The organism is Rhodospirillales bacterium, assembly GCA_016872535.1.
Classification (GTDB): domain Bacteria; phylum Pseudomonadota; class Alphaproteobacteria; order Rhodospirillales; family 2-12-FULL-67-15; genus 2-12-FULL-67-15.
In genome coordinates, this window is record VGZQ01000016.1 from 1 (window position 1) to 18,633 (window position 18,633).

Genomic DNA, 18,633 nt, shown 5'->3' on the forward strand with positions numbered 1-18,633 from the left:
GCGGAGTCCGGGAGCTTGGCGGTCACCTCGTCCGGCCGCCAGGTGACGGCCGAGAAGAACTCGACGGTCACCGCATCCGCCGTCTCCTCGCCCGGCATGACGTAGCGGATGCGGAAGGAGCCGCGCGCGATGTTGCGCGGCCCGAACAGGGCCACCGGCAGGCTCTGCGGGCTGTCGCGGATCACTCGCACCACGCCGCCCTGCTGGATGGGCACGGCCCGGCCGCAGCGGGCGATGCGGGTCAGCGCCTCCCACACCGTCATGGAGGTGTCGAAGACGCCGTCGAAGCGGTCGCCCCGCTGCTCCCACAGGACATCCAGGGCCGCGAGGCCGGCAAGGTCGATGCGCGAATCGGCGAGCCCCGCGCCGTAGCCGGCTCGGGCCACGTCGGCGAGGACCCAGGCGACGGAGCGGGTCGGCACCGGCTGCGACCAGCCGCTCGGCGACCACGCCGGCAGCTTGCGCGTCACGATGCAGTTGACCATCCGCGAGGTGCGCTGGGAGAGATTGTCGGTCGCCCGCATGCGGATCGCGAGCAGCGTCACCTGCCCGTAGTCGGGCTCGTCCTGGAGCCAAGCCTTCAGACCCGCCCAGCGGATTTCGTGGCCGGCGCGGGACGAGAGGTCCTTATCGTCGGTGCGCTTGAGCCGCACCTCGTAGCGTCCCGGCGCGACCGCGTACCTGTAGCTCAGGCGGATCGGCGTGTTGGTGGCGGCCGAGTGTGTCTCGGCCGCCAGTTGGAGCCAGTCGCTCAGAGGCAAGCCATCGTCGTCGATGGCGCGGGCCTCGACCGCCCAGCTGGCCGTTCGGCCGTCAAGGCCGCCGGAATCGTTGGCGTAGTAGAGGCCGCGGGCGAAGACGATGTCGATGCCGAGATGGTTGGCCTTGGTCTCGGCGGAGGCCGAGACGAACGGCCCCACCCAGCCCGTCTCGCCGGCGCCAAGCTGGTTCGGGCCCTGCAGCTCCTGCCCGGCCACCTCGGGGGCGGTGGTGACGGAAGGATCGAACAGGGCGACGGCGCCGCCCGGTTCCACTATTTGATATTGGACCTCGGCGAAGTTGCCGATGTCCGTGTCCTCGATGCGGATCGCCTCGACCTGGTAGTGGCCCTGGCCGATGACGTGGAGCTGGTGCAGGTACTGCTCGTTGCCCTGGTACTCCTGCCAAGGCTCGGCGGCGAGGTCGGGATAGATCAGGTGCCGGCCGTAGACCACCGGGATCGGCTGTCCCAGGCGGGCCTGGTTGCCCTGGGCCTGCAGCGAATAGGTCGGGCTCGGGCTCGGCGGACTGCCGATGCTCCCCAATCCCCAATCGGCCGAGGGCCGTGCCGGGTTCGGCGCCGGGACCAGCGCGTTGATCAGGGCGCCGCCCGCGATGTTGACGGCGCCCGAGATGACGCCGCCGAAGATCTGGCCCCAGGTGACGGAGCCGAAGGCCGCCGCGCCGGCCTCGAAGCCGAGCGCGCCCGCGAGCGCCCCGCCCAGGGCAGCTCCGGCGACCACGCCCGCCACCATGACGGCGACCATGAGCACGGTGCGAAGCGGGTTCTTGCCGCCGCCCCCGCCTCCGCCGCCACCGTGGGGAAGCGCGACGAAACAGACAACGTTGCCGGAACGGATGACCAGCAGCGGCCACTCGGCGCGCAGCACGGCCCGGCCGTTGACCAGACAGACAGTGGGCTGGGCAAATTCGGCGATACCGCGCCCATCCAGCCAATCCCGGATGGTGACAGGCTTGGGCACCGGCACCACTTCGCGGTCGCGCTCGGGCCGGAACGCATTGCGGACCATCACGACAACGCCGGGGCGGTTCATCCGTCGTCTCCCACGAATCGGTAATAGCCTTCGATCCGCCAGCCATGGGCGGCGAGGCTTTCGCGCGACTGGGCGACCACGCCCTTGTCGCGCACAACATGCAGTACCCTGCCTCCGTCCACCTCCAGCCAGACGCCCACGTGGACCGGGTAGCGGGCTTGGCGCATCAGCACGCAGTCGCCTTCCTCGGGGGCCTCGACTAGGTTCCAGCGCCGGCGCTCCGGGTGGTCGCGGAAATTGCGCGCGATCGTCAGCAGATCGTCGGGATTGGGGATCGCCGGGAGAAAGCGCCCGAACCGCTCGCGCTGCACGTGCCGCACCAGCGCCCAGCAGTGGAACGACCATGTTTTCCCCGGATCGCGGCAAGCCGCTCCCGGCGGCGGCCCTTCCCCATCGGCCGCCCAGGGCAGGCCGATGTAGGTTGAAGCCCAATGAACTGTCGTCACCGCCGCAGCCCCGGATACTTCCTAATGGTGTAGATCTCGCTCGGAAATGCCTTGTTGCCGATGTCGAGCACGCGCGCCCGGCCGGTGACGCGGAAGACGTCCACCTCGACCTCGGAGAGCGTCATGGTCATGGGCGGGTCCATCTGCGGCCCCTCGATATCGGTCGAGAGATATGGCCTGTACGTGACCTCGATGCGCTCCTGGCTGATGGCGGCGGCGTCGAGGTGCCTGGCGATCTCGCGCCCGACGTTGTCGAGCACGACGACGATCTCCGGGACGGGAATGGTGTCGACGGGCGGCAGTTCCAGCTCGAAGCCGAGCGCCACGAAGGGAACCAGCAGCCCGGCATCCCGTGGCGCGCCCGCCTCCAGCCGCGCCACCAGCCCGACCTTGCGGCGCGCCTCCGCATCGAGGCCGTCCAGCACCGCCTGCACCTCGGCGCCGCCGAGCGCGAGCCAGGTGGCGGTGTCCTCGAAATTGCGCACCACCCGGATCGGCCTGGCCACGCCGTCCTCGACGAAGGCCGGGTGCCAGATCTCCAGCGTGTGCAGGACGACGACGTCGGCCGGCGCGGAGGCGTAGGCCTCGCGGATGGCCGCCGAGAGAGCGGGATCGGGCATGGGAGGTCAGACAGGGGCCTCTTCGGCCGACTGGCGGATGACGCGGATGCGGTTCGGAAGATCGGGACGGCGCAGTACCGGCCCTTCGATCTCGATCAGCACCAGGCGCGTGAGCCAGTAGAGCGAGATCGCGAGCAGGGCGAGGTTCCAGGTGAAGCTGTTGTCGCAGGCCTGCCGCCAGAGATCGCCTTCGAGGAAGAGGCACGCGCCCTTGCAGAGCTGCACGACGGGGCAGCGGACGCATTCCTCGCGCGTCGACCAGTGATGCGCGGTCTTAAGCCGGATGTCGTCGAAGGCTTCGATGCTACCGATACGGTGCTTAGTCGCCGCGCTGGTGTTCTGGCAGGTGAGCGCGTTGCCCTTGAGATCGACCGCCAGGTGCTCGGGCCGGTCCATGCCGCATTTCTGGCCGAGAGAGGACGCGGGCCGGGATTCGGCCAGCGAGCGGAAGAAGTCCTCGCACTTGCGGCGCACGGCGCCGACCGGCATGGAGCGCCCCGTCACCGCCTCCCACCAGACCTCCTGCAGGACCCGGTCGTGCTCCTCGGGCGTCTTGGGCGAAAGCGCCATGCCGCCCGCGTCGTAGGGGAGCAGCAGTTCCTCGGAGGTCAACGGCACGTTGGCGGGATCGATGCCGAGCCTGGCGCCGATGTGCTCGCGGATCGCGACCAGGGAGCGGTTGTCGCGCGTGAGCACGCAGTTGAAGCCGATGCGTCCCTTCGGAAACAGCCGGTCGTAGAGCCTGCGGATCACTGCACAACGGACCGGGTCTTCGAGCGGATCGGGCCCGCGGGCGGCGGCGTGGCCGGGGCCGTCGTGGCTGACGCCGACCCCGAAGCCGAGCGCGTCCAGCCAGTCGATCTTCTCGTCGTCGATGAGCGAGCCGTTGGTGACGATGTTGAACTCGGCCTTGGGATAGGCGCTCCGGAGCGCGCTCCCGAGTATCCTGAGCGCCTTCCAGTAGACGAACGGCTCGCCGCCCCAGAACTCGATGCGCAGGTCCTTGCCTTGGCCGCCCTTGCCGCCGTTGAACCACTCGGGGAGCTTTCTCAAGAACGCCTGCACGTCCTCGATTCCGCCCTGGACCTCGTGCGGCTGGCTCGCCTGGTTGCAATACGCGCAGGCGTAGTTGCACTTGAGGCCCATCTGAATCTTGAGGACGCGGACGTTCCGGCCTTTGCGGGCGGGGTTCGCGGGCGAGACCGGGAACGCCGGCTTCCAGTCGCGCGAGGCATTCGCGTAGTCCATGCCGACGGCGGCGAGGCTCACGCGTTCGCCCGAGTCCTCCCACACCAGTTCCGAGACGTGCGGGCGGTAGAGGAGATGGCGCACGTATCCGTTCCGGCCCGCCAGGACGAGCCGGTACTCCAGCGTTTCCGACATGGATCAGGGAACCTCGATATGATTGCGGTCGGAGGGGCCGTTCTCCTGCGCGTCGATCCACGCGAACAGGCGGTGCTTCTCGCGCGAGAGCCGGCAGTCGATCTCGTGGGTCCGGGAGAGATGGCAGTTGCCCCGGCACCAGCTCCGGATCGGGCAGGCGCGGCAGTCCTCGCTCCGCACCCAGCGCCAGGCACGGTCGAGCGCCGTTCGCTCGGCCTCGTCGCGGGGACCTGATTCGTCGAACAGATTGCCGGTGCGGTAGCCGGTCTTCACCCCGTGGTGGCAGGCGTAGCGGTTGCCGGCGAGGTCTACGGAAAGATGGTCGCGGCCGTGGCACAGCGGCTCGACATCCTTATCCGCCCGGGCGAGGCCGGCGCGCCATTCCTCGAGGTGGCCGTCGAAGAAGAGGCACGCGTGGCGATGGCCGGCGTGCCGCAGCCGGGCCAGCTCCCACAGATGCTCGACGTGCCGCTCCAGCGTCTCGGGCGTGAACCGATAGCGCGGATCGCAGCCCTGCGTGGCGCGGACCCAATGGGCGTAGGGCCAGAACGGGCGGCGGTATTCCCGCTCCAGCCGTTCCAGCTTCTCGAACAGGGGCCAGATATGGGGCGTTTCGGCGGTGAACAGGAACGACACGCTGGAGCGGCGCAGCCGCCGCACCATGTCCCACGCTATATCCCGGTGGGGCTGGCCGGAGGCGCCGTGGTCGCTCACCACCACGTGCATGCCCCATTCGTTGAGCCGGTCGACGTGCTTAGGTTCAAGCAGGCTGCCGTTGGTGGTGATGCGGACGAAGTCGAAGGAAATGCCAGCCTCGACGAACGCCGAATGGATGGCGGCGATCCTGTCCCAATAGAGAAGCGGCTCGCCGCCCCAGTAGTCGACGCGCCGGATGCCGTGCGCCCGGACGAACGGGACCACCCGCTCGATGAACGGCTCCACGGGGTGGCCGCGCCTGACCGCATCGGGCGCGTCCCTCTCCTGCAGGCAGTAGGCGCAAGCGAAGTTGCAGGCGTAACCGAGGAAGATGTTGAGTTTCATGCGACGGTCAGCATGTGTTCGGCGAGGCCGCTCACATGACGGAACCCGGCCTTGACGCGGATCGAATCCCCCGGCCGGTTGCCGAGGGCTATGATGCGCACGGCCGCCTCGCCGGCCGGCGCCGGCACCCGCCGCAGGGGCAAATGACCCCCCGTCGCCTCAAGGAAGAACTCGGTGTCGATCCCGGCCGGCCGGCCCTTGGCATCGACGAGCCGGCAGGCCAGCTCCGCCTCGCCGCCGACGGGTATGGTCTCGGGGCCGCCGATGGCGATGCGCGGTTCCGAGCGCCGCGTGTAATCGGCTTGTTTCTCCGGCGCGATGCGCTTGGCCCGCTCGGCCAGACGGCCAATGGCGCCGTGCCTGGGATGACCGATGACGAGGAAGCTCGCTTCCGTAAAATCGAGCTGGCGGAAGTAGACGAATGCCACCAGGGCGCAGTTGGCCTGCTCGACCAGCAGATGGCGTGTCCCGGTCGCCTTGCTGTTCACGGTGAGCGCGCGGGCGTTGTAGGGGGTCGACGGCGCCCCCGCGAGGTCGAGCGGGAACATCCAGCGTGCCATGTCCGACCACTCGTGGAGGCCAGCGGCAACGCCGATGTCGAGCGCCACGGCACCCAACTCCTTGAACGCCAATCCCGCCAGACGCGGTGCCAGCAGACTGCCGTCAACCACACCGTCACCGAACGTGCGGCCGGGGACAAGGTCTCCGTGGACATCGAGGTCGATGTCCGGGCGCGCCTGGTCCACGAGCGGGCTCTCCGCCCAGGTGCGGACGGTGACGCGGCGGGGCGAATCCACGACTTGCACCAGGACGGGGGCGGGGTGTCGCAGGCCGTCGAAGCGGGTAATAAACAGATTGGGAAGAAGGCTCATCGGCGACCTCGTCGTCAGCCGTCGCAGCAAGCGCAGTTGCAGTCGCAAGCGCAATTGCAGTTGCAATTGCAGTTGGAGTAGCAGTTGAAGCCGCCGCAGTTGCAGTTGTTGTAGTTGCGCCGGTATTCGGCCCCGCCGATCTCGTCGGCGGCGAGCGCATAGGAGCCATGGACAAAGCCGACCGACACCGGCTGGTAGGCGACTTGCTGGCCGCCGGCGAAGTCGTAGCCGCTGGGGTTGCCGGGCGAGAAGCCGAGTCCCCAGGTCCACCAGTCGCCGTTGGGCGGCGTCCACCGCGGGTCGCCGAGGCAGTTGCCGTTCGGGAGATAGCCCGCGCAGTTGTTGACCCGGTCGTCGTAGTACTGGTTCGAGCGGTTGAGCTCGCCGATGTCGGTGCCGTCGGCGATCTTGAAGCCGGTGGCGCGGGCGTCGTCGCCTGTGGCGCCCGAGCGCACGGTGCCGCTCGCGATCAGGTTGGGAAGCGAAAGATCGCCGGTCATCGCGTCGCCGGCCTTGGCCACCCTTGTCGCGAGGTCGACCGCGCCGGGCGCGATCTTCTCCGCCGTCACCGCCCCGTCGGCGAGCTTCGCCGCGGTGACGGCGCCGTCCGCGATCTCGCTGGTCTGGGCCGGTCCGCCGGCCTTCAAGAGCTTGCCGGTAACGCCGTCAAAGCGTGCGAGCGCGCCGTCCGCCACGCCCGCGGGCCCGACGACGTCGCCCCCGCCCGGGGCCAGCTCGTAGGCCGTGCCGGCAGGATTGACCCGGATGCTCTTCAGCGAATCCGCCGGCGCGGGATCGGGGATCTTGGCCGCATGGATCGCGGCCTCGCCGGCGCTTGCCGATGCAGCAATGGCGGAACCGGCCGCGGCGATCGCGCTGCCGGCGGCGTCAGCCACCTTCTGGTCGAGCTCGGCGCGGCTCGCCGCGATGGCCGCCTCGTTGTCGGCGACGGTTTTCGCGACCGTCTTGACCGGGCCGCTCTCGGTCTCGACGGTCGAGGTCGCATCGCCATGCACCACCTGGTGGAGCTTGTCGGCGGCGGCGGTCGTCTTTGCGACCGCCGCCTGGAGGTCGGTTTGCAGCGTCATGATGTTCTAGCTCCGGAATCGAAGGCGGATCGGACTCACCAGGCGTAGGGACCCGTCAGCCCGGAATGGACGAGCGCGTGCAGCGCGTCCGCGTCGCGGAACAGCGCCGCGAGATCGCTGTCGAGAGCGATGGCGAGCGCGTCCTCGGAGAGCACCGGCCGCTCGCGGATCTCGAGCTCGGAGGCGATCTCCCAGAGGACGCCGCCCTTGAGCCGCGCCTCGAACTGGCGCGTGAAGCGGGCCTCATGCACCCCGAGTCCGATGCCGCCCAGGAGGTCGATCAGGAACCACTCGCCGCCTTCCTTGGCGTGCCAGCGATACCAGGCCTCGAACAGCGCGAACTGCTCGCGGCGCATCAGCCAACGCACGGCGATGCGGGTCGGCACCTGGGTGAAGCGCTTGCGCTGCCGCGCCGGCCCCGCCTCCATCTCGGTGCGCAGGATCGCCTCGCCCGGGCGGATGCCGTAGCCCTCCACCGTCGGCAGGGGCAGGGTAGCGGGCCAGGAGACGGGCATCGGGATTTATTCTTTTCTGGCAAATGGTTAGAACTGTGGACACGGTCTTATGGACTGAGCTACAATGTAGCCCAATAAAGGGAGTTCCGATCCATGACCACCGTTGTCCGTGCGCGCATCGACGAGCGGGTTAAGAAGGACGCCGCCGCCGTGCTGGCGTCGATCGGGCTCACCGTGTCCGATGCCTTCCGCCTCATGATGGTGCGCATCGCCGCCGAAAAGCGGCTGCCTTTCGAGCCGCTGGTGCCCAACGCCGAAACCGTCAAGGCCATGCAAGCCGCCCGGCGCGGCGAACTGGTGACTGTCGGCGGCGTGAAGGACCTGCTGGCGGATCTGAATGCGGACGATTAGGCGCACCAACGCCTTCAAGCGCGACTACAAGCGCGAGAAGAAGGGCCGGCATCGCCAGACGCTCGATGACGAACTATTGAAGATCGTCACGTTGCTGGCATCGGATGTGCCGCTTCCGGAACGCAACCGCGACCATCCGCTGGCCGGGGAATGGAAGGATCACCGGGACTGCCACATCAAGCCCGACTTGGTGCTGATCTACCGAAAACCGGATGGGGCGACGCTCGATCTGGTGCGCCTCGGCTCGCACAGCGAACTCGGACTGTGACCTCCGAGCCCCCCTACCTGTAAACTCCCGCCGCCGGGTTGAGCCCATAGCGGCGCTCAAGCGTGGGCGCCAGCCCTTCGCCGCGGCCGATCCGGCGCGACATCAGGCTCTCCATCTGCTCGACGAAGATGTCGATCAGCACCTCGCCCGCCGGGCCGCGCCGGGTCTCGGTGCGGGCCTGGGTGCCCTGCACGGTGTTGTAGACGGTCGGCTGCACCACCACGGTGGGGGTGCCTTCGGCTGAGGAAAGGCGCATCAGGTTGAAGCGGTGCCGAGGATCGTCGCGGGTCAGCACCTCCTCGCCGTGAAGCGCCACGATGGGCACCTCGCCGGAACGGAGCCCCGCGACGCCGCCGCCGTGGAGCCGCTCGGCCTCCCGGAACAGGACCGGGTCGACGTCGCGGCGGCGCAACCCATCATGCCCGACCACGCCGCCGGAATGGGCCTCCAGGATAAGGTTGGGGTCGGCCGGCGCCGGCGAACCGCCGCCGCTTCCGCCAGTGAACCAGCCGGCGATGCCCTCTCCGATGGAGGAGAACAGCCCCTCCAGGAAGCCGCCGAGCGGCTTGGCGACCGAGAGGCGCCAGGCGGCCCGCAGCGCCTCCTCGGCCACGGCGTTGAACAGATCGCGCGCCGCCAGCTTGCCGGTCGAGGCCCATTTGACGAAGGCATCTTCGCTGGCTTCGAGCGCCCGGGTCATGCCCCGCTCGGCGACGCGGGCGGCATCGGTGGATTCGTCCACGTAGTCGCGAATGGCCCGCACCGCGCCATCCCGCCACTCGCGGGAGGCATCGAGCTTGCGGCGCTCGGCTTCCTCCACCGCCCGCGCGTAGGTCTGCTGGTCGATGGCGGCATTGGCGAGCAGATTGTCCAGTTCGGCCAGGACGTCCCGGTATTCCTCCTCGGCAGTGCGGTGGCGCCGGGTGATCTCGGCGCCCTTCTCGCGAAGCCTGGCTTCCGCCTCGAGCTCCTTGTTCAGGTCCTCGATGGCCTGCTTCTGGTCGTAAAGCGCCCCGGCAAGGCGCTCGGCCTCGGCCCGCTGATCCTCCGACGCGCCTTCCGGCAGGCGCCCGAGCGCCTGCTCGATCGCGGCGCCACGGGGATCGAAGGGCGCCTTCAACTGGCGCTCCAGATCGGCAATCACTTTCCGAGCCTGGGCATCGGTGCGCTCGGCGGCCTCGCGGAGCGGCTTCTCGACCGCCTCGATCTTGCGCGCCGCGATGTCGCGCAAGAGCGCGATCTCGCGCTCGACGTCGGCGTCCAGGATGCCCGGCCGGCCGCGCTTCTTCTCGGCGGTGGCGATGTCGCGGGCGAGCTGGTCGTTGACGGCGGCGATCTTCTCGGCCGCATCCACCGCCACCTTGACCTTCTCGGCCTCGAGCGCCTTGAGGCGCGCCGCGATGGTCTCGGCGTTCCGCTCCTCCTCGGCCCGGCGGCGCCCGGCCTCGGCCCGGTCCTTGTCCGCCTCGAACGTCTCGACCTCGGCGCGACCCTTGGCGATCAGGGTGTCGATTTCGGACTCGAGGCGGTCCACGGTGGCCTGGGCGGCCCGGGTCGCCATCTCGATCCGGAAACCGTAGGAGGGATCCCAGACGACCTTGCCCGATTGCAGGGAGGCCAAGCGCCGTTCGGCCTCCACCAGCTCGCGAACCTTGGCCGCGACCTGGGAGCCGATGTCCGGCCCCTTGAACCAGTCCTTGATGTCGTTGAAGAAGGAGGCGAGGCCGCGCAGCGTCGTTTCGACCACGCCCCCCACCATGGGGGTCTTGGCCATCTCTTCGAGCAGGTTGCCCCAGGCGGCCTTCAGATGATGGGTGGCGCCGGTGAGCCCGCCGGCCTCCGCCTCGCCCGCGCCGCCGACCTGGCGCTCCAGGGTCTCCAGTATGAGTGTTTGCGCGCCGGCCACGTCGCCGGCCTCGACCATGGCGGCGATCATCTCGCGCTGCCCGGCGGTGAAAGTGACGCCGACGCGCTTCAGCGCCGTGATGCCCTCGACCGGGTCCTCCAGCGCCTTGCCGAGCTGCACGGCGGAAGAACGCAAATCCTGGCCGAAAACGGCCGAGAGATCCTGCGCCGCCTTGATGGCGCGCACGAAGGTGTCGCCCGAGACCGAGCGGAAGGTGGCGAGCACCGAGGCGGCATCCATCACGCCCTCGGCGGTGGCCATGGTGCTGGCCTCCATGGCGTCGGCGAGATCGTTCAGCTCCCGCCCGGTGAGTCCCGAGGCATGACCGGTGGCCTTGAGCACGGCCTCAAGCCGCAGCAGCGACTGCTGGGCCGTCTCCATCTCGTGGAGGCCCTTGCCCAGCGCCACGGCGAGGCCGCCCAGCGCCGCCCCGGCTGCGAGACCGGCCGGACCCAGGCGCAGCAAGGCGGAGCCGACGCCGCCAAGGTTGCCGGCGAAGCCCTCGAGGCGCACGCGCGCCGCCGAGGTGACCTCGTTCAGCGCCAGCAGTCCCTTGGAGGCCGGCTTCGATGCCTGCTCGATGCGGGCCAGCGCCCGGCTGCCGTCTTCGCCCAGAGAGTTGAGCGCGCGGCGGACGGTTTCGCCGTCCTTGACCGCGAGACGTATATATAAGTGCCGTTCGCTCATCTGCGTTCGCCCTCAAGCGCCGGGCGCGTGCCTCCGCGCGCTTGGCTCCTCCGCTTCCCTCGGCTTTCGCCTCGTCGCTTCGGGGCGCTCAACGCGCCTGCGCTCGCTTCGCTCACGACAGATCGTTCCCGGCGCGCAGGCGGGCGAGGCCTTCCAGCAGCCCGGCCTCGGCGTCGGGCAGCAGATCGGCGACGGCGACGTCGTAGCCGAGGGCCTCAGCCATATGTAGGGCGAGGCCTAAGTCGATGCCGGTCACGGCGCCATTCGGAGCAAAACGAAGCTGCCCGGCAACCCGCAGCAGCACGTCCCAGGTCTGCCAGCCGGACTCGGTCAGGGGTTTATGCTGTCGGTAGGGGCAGGCGCAACCGCAGGAGAGGCCGCTGTCCCGGCAGCCGCGGCAGTATCCGGGCCCGCCGCCGAAGTGCCATGCGGCGCGGGCCCGGATGCGTTTCCCTCGGCGGCCCGGTCTTCGAGCGGCGCCAGATAGCGGTGATAGAACAGCGCCGCCAGCAGGGGATTCTCGTCGACGAAGGCGGCCACGGACTCGTCCGTGACCGGGCCCTCGATGCCCTCCCATTCGACGACGGCGTAGAGGGCGAGGCCCTTGATCATCAGCGCGCGCATCAGCCCCCGTCGCACGGACGGGTCTTCCGGATCGAGGTCCTCGGATCCGGCTTTGTGCCGGGCCCAGTCCTCGTAGACCTTCTCGGCCTGGGCCTGGATCATGGCGTAGGCCGGCGTGGTGATCGGGCGCACCTTGAGCCTCGCGCCGTCGGCGAGATCGAGCCAGACCGGCTCGCGCATTCCCAATTTGATCATGCGTAGGTCTCCACGTCGTTGGTGAGAGTGGCGGTCATCATGCGGCCGGCCGTGGCGTTGTTCGCCGCCCGCCATTCGAAGCTCGCCTGCACGCCGCCCGGGCCGCCGATCGCCCGCTTCGGTTTCGGCAGGTAGACTTCGTGGGCCTCGATCATGAGTTTTTCGGTGCCGGAGATGACGTAGGCGAACTCGAGGGCTACCGGGTCGCCCGAGGTGGCCTTGTCGAGCAGCGCGGTATCGGCAAAGCGGACCTCGATTGAGCCGGTGAGCGCGGCGATGGTGGGATCGGCGCCGTCGATCTTGCCGTCCGAACGGATGGTCTCGATGCGCTCCAGGTTGTTCGAATAGGCGAGATTGGCGCCGGTCAGGTTGGCGAGCGGGGCGCCGTCCAGCTTCACCTGCCCCTGGAACTGGCCGAAGCGCTTGAACGGCAGCGTCGCCGGAACCCCGCCCTGGGAGGCGGCATTGCGGGTTTCGCCCTGGCCGACGGCGTTGAAGGTGGCGTTGGTATGTCCCGATCGCTGGAAGTTGAGCTGCATGGAGTTGAGGCGCACGCCGCCGATCAGGAAGAAGGCGGGCACCTCGGGCATGCCGATCTCGACCGTGAGGCTCGGCAGCGCCAGGGCGCCCGAGCCGAACTCGTGGGCGAAGGGACCGGGGGCTGCACCGGTGGTGGCGGGCGCGCCCAGGAGCGCCTTCAGCCAATGGCCGAAGTGGCGGAGATCGACCGGCACAACGAGATCGCCCTCGGCCTTGACGACGTCGCGCGACGGCGCGGCCGGGTCGCGTCCCTGGCCCAGGATGTCGCTCTCGATCAGCCCCTGCTCGGAGCCGAGCGAGGAAGAGACGAAGGGGAAGCGGACGAACCCCGCGAGCGGGGGAACGCCGTAGTCGGTCTCGAACGCGGCCAGAAGGATCGCGTTCGCGCCATAGGCACGGGCCATGGGAACCTCCGGTTTTCAGATGACAGGGATCAGAGGTCAGGGATCAGAAATCGGATGCCGGGAATCGTCTTTTCTGATCCCCGATGCCTGGTTTCTGGCCTCTGTTACGCCAGCGGGTCGCTGGAGGCGTAATGAAGCGTCACGGTCACGGCGGCGGCCTTGAGGCCGGCAGCGCCATCGATGGCGAGATCGCGGATCCGGGGCGCGCCCCACTCGACCCAGTCGACCAGGCCGCCCAGGGTGCGGTCGGCGGCGAGGACCGAACCGACTTCGGCGAGCTGATCGTCGAGAGTGCCGGTGGCGGCATCGGCCGGGGCCTGCTGGACGATGAGTTCGATTTCGGCCTGGTGCTGCCAGAGATACGTGAGCGGCGAGAGCAGAACCTCCGGCTCGCCCGGATCGCCGTCGCGAAGGATCGCCAAGCCGCCGGCCGGCACCTTCTCGGGCAGCGGCTCCTCGCGCTTGACCGTGGCGCCGGGCACCGCCTGGAGGCGCGCGAACAGCGCCGCCAGCACCTCTTCGCGACGGGTGGGCATGGTTCACTCCCGTCCGGCATCCCGCCAGTTGCGGACCACCAGTTGCGGCAGCAGAGCGAGCCACTTCTCCGCCGCGCCGGTCACGTCGAGGCGCTTCCGGAGCGTCACTTGCGGCACCAGCAGGAACATCGGCACGGTGACTAGGCCGCGTCCGGTTCGGAGCGCCCTCTCGCTTGCTCGGGCGAAACCGCCGCGCCTGCCGGTGCGGGCGCGCCGGTTGTCGGCCACCAGCAGCGACGGTCCGCGCCGCCGGTAGACGAACCGCAGCCGGGCTCCATGCATTCGCTCCCACAGGCCGGGAGTCATCTTCCGCCGGCCGTCGCCGAACCTGCCGGCAGCCGGGGTCGGGATGGCGAGGAAGAAGCCGTGCTTCGAGCGGATGACGGCGCCTTCCTCGTAGACGCGCACGATGTTCGGGGCCTTGCTGAAGACCAGCCCGGCGGCGCGGATGCTCCTGGCACCCTTCGGGTACACTTCGCTCCGCCAGGTGTTGGCGAGACGCTGCCCCAGACCGGCGCCGGCGATCTGCCGGCGCAGGTCCTGCTTGAGACCATCTGTCGCCTCGCGGACGCCCGCCGTCACCGCCTCCTCGGCCGCCTTCACCTCCTCGGCCAGGAAGCGCTTGAGGTCGCCCTCGATGGCAGCCTGGAGTCTCACGCCGGCCTCGTATCCAACGTCCAGACCAGCCGCTCGGCGTCGCGCACCGGCTCGCCCTGGACGACGAAGGTCCCGCCGCCGAGGGTGCCAATCAAAGTGATGGTGTCGCCCTCGGACGGGGTCGGAACCTCGGAGACCCGCACCTCGAACACCGCCGTCGCCGTGTGCACGGCGACGTCGCCGAACTCGACCTCCCGGTCCGGACGGCGGGCGATCGCCCGGACCGGGATGCCGTCGCCGGTTCCGCCCGGACGGTAGATGACCGTCCTGGTGATGTCGGGATTGGCGAACAGGTCGTCGATGGCGCCCATGAACGCATTCATTGGAAGGCGTCGGTGGCCGATCAGTTGCTGGTATGGATGCGCACCGCGAGGCGGGGCCGCTTGTTGATCGGCAGGATCGAGGCCTCGGTCTTGACGTCGATGGCGCTGCCATCGTTGCGCGCGATCTGCCGGGCGTACATGGGCAGGCCGACCGTGTTGACCGTCTCGATCAGGTTGGCGGGCGCGCCGTAGGTGACGAAGGTGTCCATGGTGCCGAGCGGGAAGGCAATGCCCTCGCCGGCCGGGATCAGGGTCTCGGTGGCGCCGGTCGAGAGAGTGACCGTGGCGTTGTATTCCTCGAACATGATGCCGGCGAAGGGGAAGCGCCGGCGGACGTCGTCGCGGAGCGGCTGGGCCCCGGTCGAGGAGTAATACTTGTAGGCCTCCTCGACCTTGCCGTGGCCGATCAGCTTGTCGAAGAACTCCGGGCTGACGAGGGCCAGCGCCCCGGTCATGGTCTCGCCCTTGAGCCCGGTCTCGACCTTCCGCAGCACGTCGCGCACCTTGGCCTGGACGCCGGTGCCGGCGGTGCCGAGCACGAAGTCCACCGATTGCTGCTGCAGTCCGAACTCGCCGAAGTAGTCGTAGAGGGTGGTGCCGGCGCCGTCCTTGACGATGCCGCGCAGCGCATTGATCTCCATGTACTCGCGGGTCTGGGCGTGCTTGGCCCGCATGCGGGTCAGTTTCCGCTCCATGACGGTCGCCAGCGGATCGGCGGCGTCGGCCACGCCGAAGCCGCGCACGCCCTGGATGTCCTGAGGGGTGACGGCGTCGTCGTGCGGAATCCAGGGGATGGTGAAGGAACGCATGGACTTGGCGTCGCGGTTGGCGACGGTGGCCGGGCCGCCGAGCGGCACGGTGGGCAGCAGGTTGAGCACGCCTTCGGCCTGCTCGATGACGACGGAACGCTGGGTCACGCCCTCGAAGCGGAACAGGCCCATCTGCCCGAGGCGCGTGTAGACGTTGGGCAGGATATTGATGGCCTGGGTCATTTCCGCCAGCGAGTAGCCGCCGGCGTCGAAGGGGTTGGTCATGACGGTCATGGTCGGGATCTCCGTGGATTGAAATGGACGAACAAGTCCGCCCGGAGCCGAGGAGGGCTCCGGTTCGGCAGGCGTGGGCGTGAGGGGAAGTCGGAGTGTCCGGCGGCTTTAATCCGCCGAACCGTTACGCGGCGGCGCGGACGACGAGGCCGGCCTGGCTGAGCTGCGCCTTCTTGGCGTCCTTCTCGGCCGCCTGGTCGACGGAGGCGTCGAAAGCGAGCGCGGCCTCGGAGAGGATGACGGGACCGCGCGCCACCGCGACGCCGATGGCATCGCCGGCGCCGGCGTCGACGGCTTGCGTCAGCACCGCGACGGCGGTCTCGGCGCCTTCGTCGCCGACGACGGCGGCGGCCGGCGAGAGGCGGTACTTGGCCGTTGCCGTGATCTTTCCGAGCACGGCGCCCAGCGGGTAGCTGGCGCCGCCCTTGAGGATGACGGTCTCGCGGCAGTAGCCGGCGTTGAGTTCGTACTTCAAGAGATCGCCCAGGGTGGGCGTAGCGACGAGGACGGGCATGATGGGAGCCTCCGGATTTCAGGGATGGGGGATAGGAAGTGGCGGTTCAGGCCGGTGCGCCCTTGCCGGCGGCTTGCTTGGCGCGCTTGACGATGGGGCTTTCGGCCGGCCGGGCGGCCGCCGGCGCGGTGGCGACGATGTCCGCGGCATCGGAACGGGTGGCCAGTTCGTCGAGCACCGAGCGGCGGAGCGCGTCAGCTCGGACGCCCTTGGCCATGGCCTCGGCGGCGTCGACCTTTAGCCCTAAGCGCGCGGCCTGGGCGGCGACGGCGGCGAGCTCGGCGTATTCGCCGCGCAGCCGCTGTTCGACCTGCGTCACGTCGGAGACATTGACGGCAGGCCCTTGTACGGGCGCGGCGTCGGGCGCGGGGGGCACGGGCCCTTCGGCCCCGGGATTGATGGTCGGATCGGCGGTCTGCATGGAAGCCTCCTTTCGGCTTTCGGTGGGACGCGCGGCGCGGCCGCGCGTGGTGGGTTTGGGGGCGAGCGTGGCGACAAGATCGGCAACTGCGTCGCGGAGCGTGCCGACCCGGTCGGCGAGTCCGGCCTTCACCGCCAGATCGCCGCGATAGACGGCGGCCTCGGTGGCGCGGACGGCTTCGGGCGGAAGGTTGCGGTTGCGGGCGACGAGCGCCACGAAGCGGTCGTAGAGTCGGTCCACGTCGGTCTGGACGTCGGCCCGGGCTCGGGGACTGAGCGGCTCGTGGGGGTTGCCGTCGATCTTGCGCTCGCCGGCATGGACGAAGGTCCAGGAAAGACCGGCCATGCGATCAGCGCCGCTCTCGTCCACATGCACCGCCACCACGCCGACGGAGCCGACCTCTCCGGTCTGGGTGATGACGAGGCGATCGGCGGCGGAGGCGATGGCATAGGCGGCGGAGAGCGCTGCCTCGCCGGCGACCGCCCAGATCGGCTTGCCGCTTTCCCTGGCGAGCGCGGCGATGCGCTCGACCAGATCGAACAGCCCGCCGACCTCGCCTCCTGGGGAGTCGATGTCGAACACGATGCCCCGCACCAAGGCGTCGGCGACCGCCGCCTCGACGGCGTCGCCGATGTCACCATAGGACGTGAGCCCGCTGGCCGCCGCCAGATACCCGGAGCGCGATACCAGCGTGCCGGCGACCGGAATGACGGCGATGCCGTCCGGCGTGATGGCGGTCGCTCGCGCGGGCGCGGCGCCAATGTCCAACGGCTCCAGCGCCTGGCCGGCAAGCCGGGGCCCGAGCACGCCGAGGATCGCGTCGAGCTTGGGCCGCGCGATCATCAAGGGCGTCCCGAACAGGCGGGACGCGATGTGAGGAAGATCGGTCATCGGATTCCAGAGATCAGGGAACAGAAGGTGGCGCTTCGGCGGAATCGCCGGCGATGTCTTGTGCAGGTTCGACGAGTTTGGCCGCCGTCTGGCCGAAGACGAGTCCGAGCGACCGTTCCCGCGCCTTGTCGGCGGCGATCTCGGCGTCGACCTGCTCGGCGTCGAAGCCGCGCTCGGCGATGGCCTGGGTCCGGCTCTTGAGCCCCGCATCGATCTGCTCGATCTCGGCGCGGGCGTCCTTCAGGGGGTCGACCCACTCCCAGCGCGGCGGCAGCCACGAGCAGGCGAGATACTCGGCCCGGCGCCGGTCGTAGCCGGGGATGTCGAGCGCGCCCGAGAGCACGGCCGCGTCCATCCAGCGCCGCCAGACGGCGCGGCAGAGCTGGAAGACCAGCACCGAGTGCTGCCAAGCCTCGACCCGGCGGCGGAACTCCAGCAACGCCAGGCGCGAGTTCGAGTAGTTGGCCTTCAGCATGTCGTTCGAGAGGTAGGCATAGGGCACGCCGAGGGCGGCGGAGACCTGCAGCAGAGTGCGGTACTGGAACGGCTCGTAGGAGCCGCCGACGTCGGCCGGAGTGGAGGTCTGGATCTGCTCGCCCGGCTCCAGCATCACCACCTGTCCGGGCTGCACGTCCATGGTCCGCTCGCCGTCCGGCTCCGTCTCCTCGGCGAGATCGAAGGGCTCGCCAGGAGCGGGCGTGGTGACGAAGAGGGCGTACATGGCCGCCACCTTCTTGCGGTCGAGCTCGGCGTCGTCGTACTGATCCAAGAGGAACAGCTTGACGATGGCGGGCGCGAAACGGGAGACGCCGCGCAACTGCCCGGCATCGACCGGATCGATAACATGCACGATCTCCGAGGCCGGGATGCGCGCCGTCTCGCCTGCCAGCCCCGGATCGGTCACGTCGCCGGGATGGCGGCGCAGGAAGTGATAGGCGACGCGCCGGCCGATGCGGTCGAACTCGATGCCCTGACGGACGACGTTGCCGTTGGGGAGCGTTTCGGTCCGCGACAGCGGCAGCATCTCGGAGGGGATCATCTGCAGTTGCAGCGGCACCGCCAGGCCGTCCTCGAGGCGGCGCGGGCGGAAGCGGAAGAACACCTCGCCGGCGATGAACACCTCGCGGACCGCCCGGCGCTGCAGGCCATAGAAGTCGGTGAATCCCTCGGCGTCGCTCTCGTCGGTCCAGGCCAGCCACAGCGTCTGCACGCGTGCCTTCAGTTCCGCATCGCCGATCAGCGACGACGGCTTGATGCCGGCGCCGACCACGTTGCCGGCCCAGCTCTCGATGGCATTCGCCGCGTAGCCGTTGTTGCGGATCAGGTGCCGGGCGCGCGCCGTGATGTCCGGACCGGCGGCGGCGATCAGCGTGTTGAGATGGGCGCGCGAGGGCTGGAAGGCCCTGAGCCGGCGATTGCCCATCCCCGCCTCGAAGCCCCCATTGAACCCGCCGATGAAGGCACCGATGCGGCGGCGCAGGCTGCCGAGCATAA

General features: G+C 69.4%; 21 protein-coding genes. 2 read left to right on the forward strand and 19 right to left on the reverse strand.

The features are described from left to right. From FJ311_04775 to FJ311_04810, 8 genes are all read right to left on the reverse strand, one after another. The coding region (locus FJ311_04775) for a phage tail protein (protein ID MBM3950749.1) at positions 1–1,814 on the reverse strand (1,814 nt) is incomplete at its 3' end. Further along, on the reverse strand, positions 1,811–2,260 hold the full coding sequence (locus FJ311_04780) for a hypothetical protein (GenBank protein MBM3950750.1): 450 nt from the start codon (positions 2,258–2,260) through the stop codon (positions 1,811–1,813). The genes FJ311_04780 and FJ311_04775, both read right to left, overlap by 4 nt. Beyond that, positions 2,257–2,880: a DUF1833 domain-containing protein gene (locus FJ311_04785; GenBank protein ID MBM3950751.1), complete on the reverse strand. Its 624-nt coding sequence runs from the start codon at positions 2,878–2,880 to the stop codon at positions 2,257–2,259. The genes FJ311_04780 and FJ311_04785 overlap by 4 nt, the downstream gene beginning before the upstream one ends. Before the next feature lie 6 nt (positions 2,881–2,886). After that, positions 2,887–4,263 (reverse strand): radical SAM protein, encoded by a 1,377-nt coding sequence (locus FJ311_04790; GenBank protein MBM3950752.1) that lies wholly within the window; start codon positions 4,261–4,263, stop codon positions 2,887–2,889. A 3-nt stretch (positions 4,264–4,266) separates the two neighbouring features. After that, the gene (locus tag FJ311_04795; GenBank protein ID MBM3950753.1) at positions 4,267–5,304 is read right to left on the reverse strand and encodes an SPASM domain-containing protein; all 1,038 of its coding nucleotides are present in this window, start codon (positions 5,302–5,304) and stop codon (positions 4,267–4,269) included. Further along, positions 5,301–6,176, reverse strand: coding sequence for a hypothetical protein (locus tag FJ311_04800; protein MBM3950754.1), 876 nt, complete (start codon positions 6,174–6,176; stop codon positions 5,301–5,303). Before FJ311_04800 ends, FJ311_04795 begins: the two co-directional genes overlap by 4 nt. 14 nt (positions 6,177–6,190) lie before the next feature. Then, a complete protein-coding gene (locus FJ311_04805; protein MBM3950755.1) occupies positions 6,191–7,264 on the reverse strand; it encodes a hypothetical protein in 1,074 nt (357 codons plus the stop codon). Between the two features lie 35 nt (positions 7,265–7,299). Further along, complete coding sequence (locus FJ311_04810; GenBank protein ID MBM3950756.1) at positions 7,300–7,785, reverse strand: hypothetical protein; 486 nt, start codon at positions 7,783–7,785, stop codon at positions 7,300–7,302. Between the two features lie 87 nt (positions 7,786–7,872). Between FJ311_04810 and FJ311_04815 the strand changes: the two genes are divergently transcribed. Both FJ311_04815 and FJ311_04820 read left to right on the forward strand, forming a co-directional pair. After that, the gene (locus tag FJ311_04815) at positions 7,873–8,130 is read left to right on the forward strand and encodes a type II toxin-antitoxin system RelB/DinJ family antitoxin (protein ID MBM3950757.1); all 258 of its coding nucleotides are present in this window, start codon (positions 7,873–7,875) and stop codon (positions 8,128–8,130) included. Further along, on the forward strand, positions 8,117–8,398 hold the full coding sequence (locus tag FJ311_04820) for a type II toxin-antitoxin system YafQ family toxin (protein ID MBM3950758.1): 282 nt from the start codon (positions 8,117–8,119) through the stop codon (positions 8,396–8,398). Before FJ311_04815 ends, FJ311_04820 begins: the two co-directional genes overlap by 14 nt. Before the next feature lie 13 nt (positions 8,399–8,411). Here FJ311_04820 and FJ311_04825 read toward each other — a convergent pair whose 3' ends face one another. The 11 genes from FJ311_04825 to FJ311_04875 form a co-directional block, all read right to left on the reverse strand. Further along, on the reverse strand, positions 8,412–10,991 hold the full coding sequence (locus FJ311_04825; protein MBM3950759.1) for a hypothetical protein: 2,580 nt from the start codon (positions 10,989–10,991) through the stop codon (positions 8,412–8,414). Positions 10,992–11,103: 112 nt separating this feature from the next. Next, positions 11,104–11,295 (reverse strand): hypothetical protein, encoded by a 192-nt coding sequence (locus FJ311_04830; protein MBM3950760.1) that lies wholly within the window; start codon positions 11,293–11,295, stop codon positions 11,104–11,106. A 26-nt stretch (positions 11,296–11,321) separates the two neighbouring features. After that, on the reverse strand, positions 11,322–11,810 hold the full coding sequence (locus tag FJ311_04835) for a hypothetical protein (protein MBM3950761.1): 489 nt from the start codon (positions 11,808–11,810) through the stop codon (positions 11,322–11,324). Then, positions 11,807–12,754 (reverse strand): hypothetical protein, encoded by a 948-nt coding sequence (locus FJ311_04840; protein MBM3950762.1) that lies wholly within the window; start codon positions 12,752–12,754, stop codon positions 11,807–11,809. Before FJ311_04840 ends, FJ311_04835 begins: the two co-directional genes overlap by 4 nt. A 104-nt stretch (positions 12,755–12,858) precedes the next feature. Next, entirely contained in the window at positions 12,859–13,290 is a 432-nt protein-coding gene (locus FJ311_04845; GenBank protein ID MBM3950763.1) for an acyl-CoA transferase, read from the reverse strand. A gap of 3 nt (positions 13,291–13,293) precedes the next feature. Continuing rightward, positions 13,294–13,947, reverse strand: coding sequence for a hypothetical protein (locus FJ311_04850; GenBank protein MBM3950764.1), 654 nt, complete (start codon positions 13,945–13,947; stop codon positions 13,294–13,296). Next, positions 13,944–14,270 carry a hypothetical protein gene (locus tag FJ311_04855; protein MBM3950765.1) on the reverse strand — a complete coding sequence of 109 codons (327 nt, stop codon included), beginning with the start codon at positions 14,268–14,270 and terminating at the stop codon, positions 13,944–13,946. The genes FJ311_04850 and FJ311_04855 overlap by 4 nt, the downstream gene beginning before the upstream one ends. A 20-nt stretch (positions 14,271–14,290) precedes the next feature. After that, a complete protein-coding gene (locus tag FJ311_04860; GenBank protein MBM3950766.1) occupies positions 14,291–15,313 on the reverse strand; it encodes a major capsid protein in 1,023 nt (340 codons plus the stop codon). Between the two features lie 124 nt (positions 15,314–15,437). Further along, complete coding sequence (locus FJ311_04865) at positions 15,438–15,827, reverse strand: head decoration protein (protein MBM3950767.1); 390 nt, start codon at positions 15,825–15,827, stop codon at positions 15,438–15,440. 46 nt (positions 15,828–15,873) lie between these two features. After that, positions 15,874–17,139: a S49 family peptidase gene (locus FJ311_04870; protein MBM3950768.1), complete on the reverse strand. Its 1,266-nt coding sequence runs from the start codon at positions 17,137–17,139 to the stop codon at positions 15,874–15,876. A 13-nt stretch (positions 17,140–17,152) separates the two neighbouring features. Continuing rightward, the gene (locus FJ311_04875; protein ID MBM3950769.1) at positions 17,153–18,631 is read right to left on the reverse strand and encodes a phage portal protein; all 1,479 of its coding nucleotides are present in this window, start codon (positions 18,629–18,631) and stop codon (positions 17,153–17,155) included. Between the last annotated feature and the right edge of the window lie 2 nt (positions 18,632–18,633).

What these genes read in the sequence shown, in the direction of transcription:
- FJ311_04870 (MBM3950768.1), bottom strand. Translation starts at nt 17,139, where the DNA reads ATGACCGATCTTCCTCACATCGCGTCCCGCCTGTTCGGGACGCCCTTG.
- FJ311_04865 (MBM3950767.1), bottom strand. Translation starts at nt 15,827, where the DNA reads ATGCCCGTCCTCGTCGCTACGCCCACCCTGGGCGATCTCTTGAAGTAC.
- FJ311_04855 (MBM3950765.1), bottom strand. Translation starts at nt 14,270, where the DNA reads ATGAATGCGTTCATGGGCGCCATCGACGACCTGTTCGCCAATCCCGAC.
- FJ311_04845 (MBM3950763.1), bottom strand. Translation starts at nt 13,290, where the DNA reads ATGCCCACCCGTCGCGAAGAGGTGCTGGCGGCGCTGTTCGCGCGCCTC.
- FJ311_04840 (MBM3950762.1), bottom strand. Translation starts at nt 12,754, where the DNA reads ATGGCCCGTGCCTATGGCGCGAACGCGATCCTTCTGGCCGCGTTCGAG.
- FJ311_04835 (MBM3950761.1), bottom strand. Translation starts at nt 11,810, where the DNA reads ATGATCAAATTGGGAATGCGCGAGCCGGTCTGGCTCGATCTCGCCGAC.
- FJ311_04860 (MBM3950766.1), bottom strand. Translation starts at nt 15,313, where the DNA reads ATGACCGTCATGACCAACCCCTTCGACGCCGGCGGCTACTCGCTGGCG.
- FJ311_04820 (MBM3950758.1), top strand. Translation starts at nt 8,117, where the DNA reads ATGCGGACGATTAGGCGCACCAACGCCTTCAAGCGCGACTACAAGCGC.
- FJ311_04790 (MBM3950752.1), bottom strand. Translation starts at nt 4,263, where the DNA reads ATGTCGGAAACGCTGGAGTACCGGCTCGTCCTGGCGGGCCGGAACGGA.
- FJ311_04815 (MBM3950757.1), top strand. Translation starts at nt 7,873, where the DNA reads ATGACCACCGTTGTCCGTGCGCGCATCGACGAGCGGGTTAAGAAGGAC.
- FJ311_04795 (MBM3950753.1), bottom strand. Translation starts at nt 5,304, where the DNA reads ATGAAACTCAACATCTTCCTCGGTTACGCCTGCAACTTCGCTTGCGCC.
- FJ311_04825 (MBM3950759.1), bottom strand. Translation starts at nt 10,991, where the DNA reads ATGAGCGAACGGCACTTATATATACGTCTCGCGGTCAAGGACGGCGAA.
- FJ311_04785 (MBM3950751.1), bottom strand. Translation starts at nt 2,880, where the DNA reads ATGCCCGATCCCGCTCTCTCGGCGGCCATCCGCGAGGCCTACGCCTCC.
- FJ311_04805 (MBM3950755.1), bottom strand. Translation starts at nt 7,264, where the DNA reads ATGACGCTGCAAACCGACCTCCAGGCGGCGGTCGCAAAGACGACCGCC.
- FJ311_04875 (MBM3950769.1), bottom strand. Translation starts at nt 18,631, where the DNA reads ATGCTCGGCAGCCTGCGCCGCCGCATCGGTGCCTTCATCGGCGGGTTC.
- FJ311_04800 (MBM3950754.1), bottom strand. Translation starts at nt 6,176, where the DNA reads ATGAGCCTTCTTCCCAATCTGTTTATTACCCGCTTCGACGGCCTGCGA.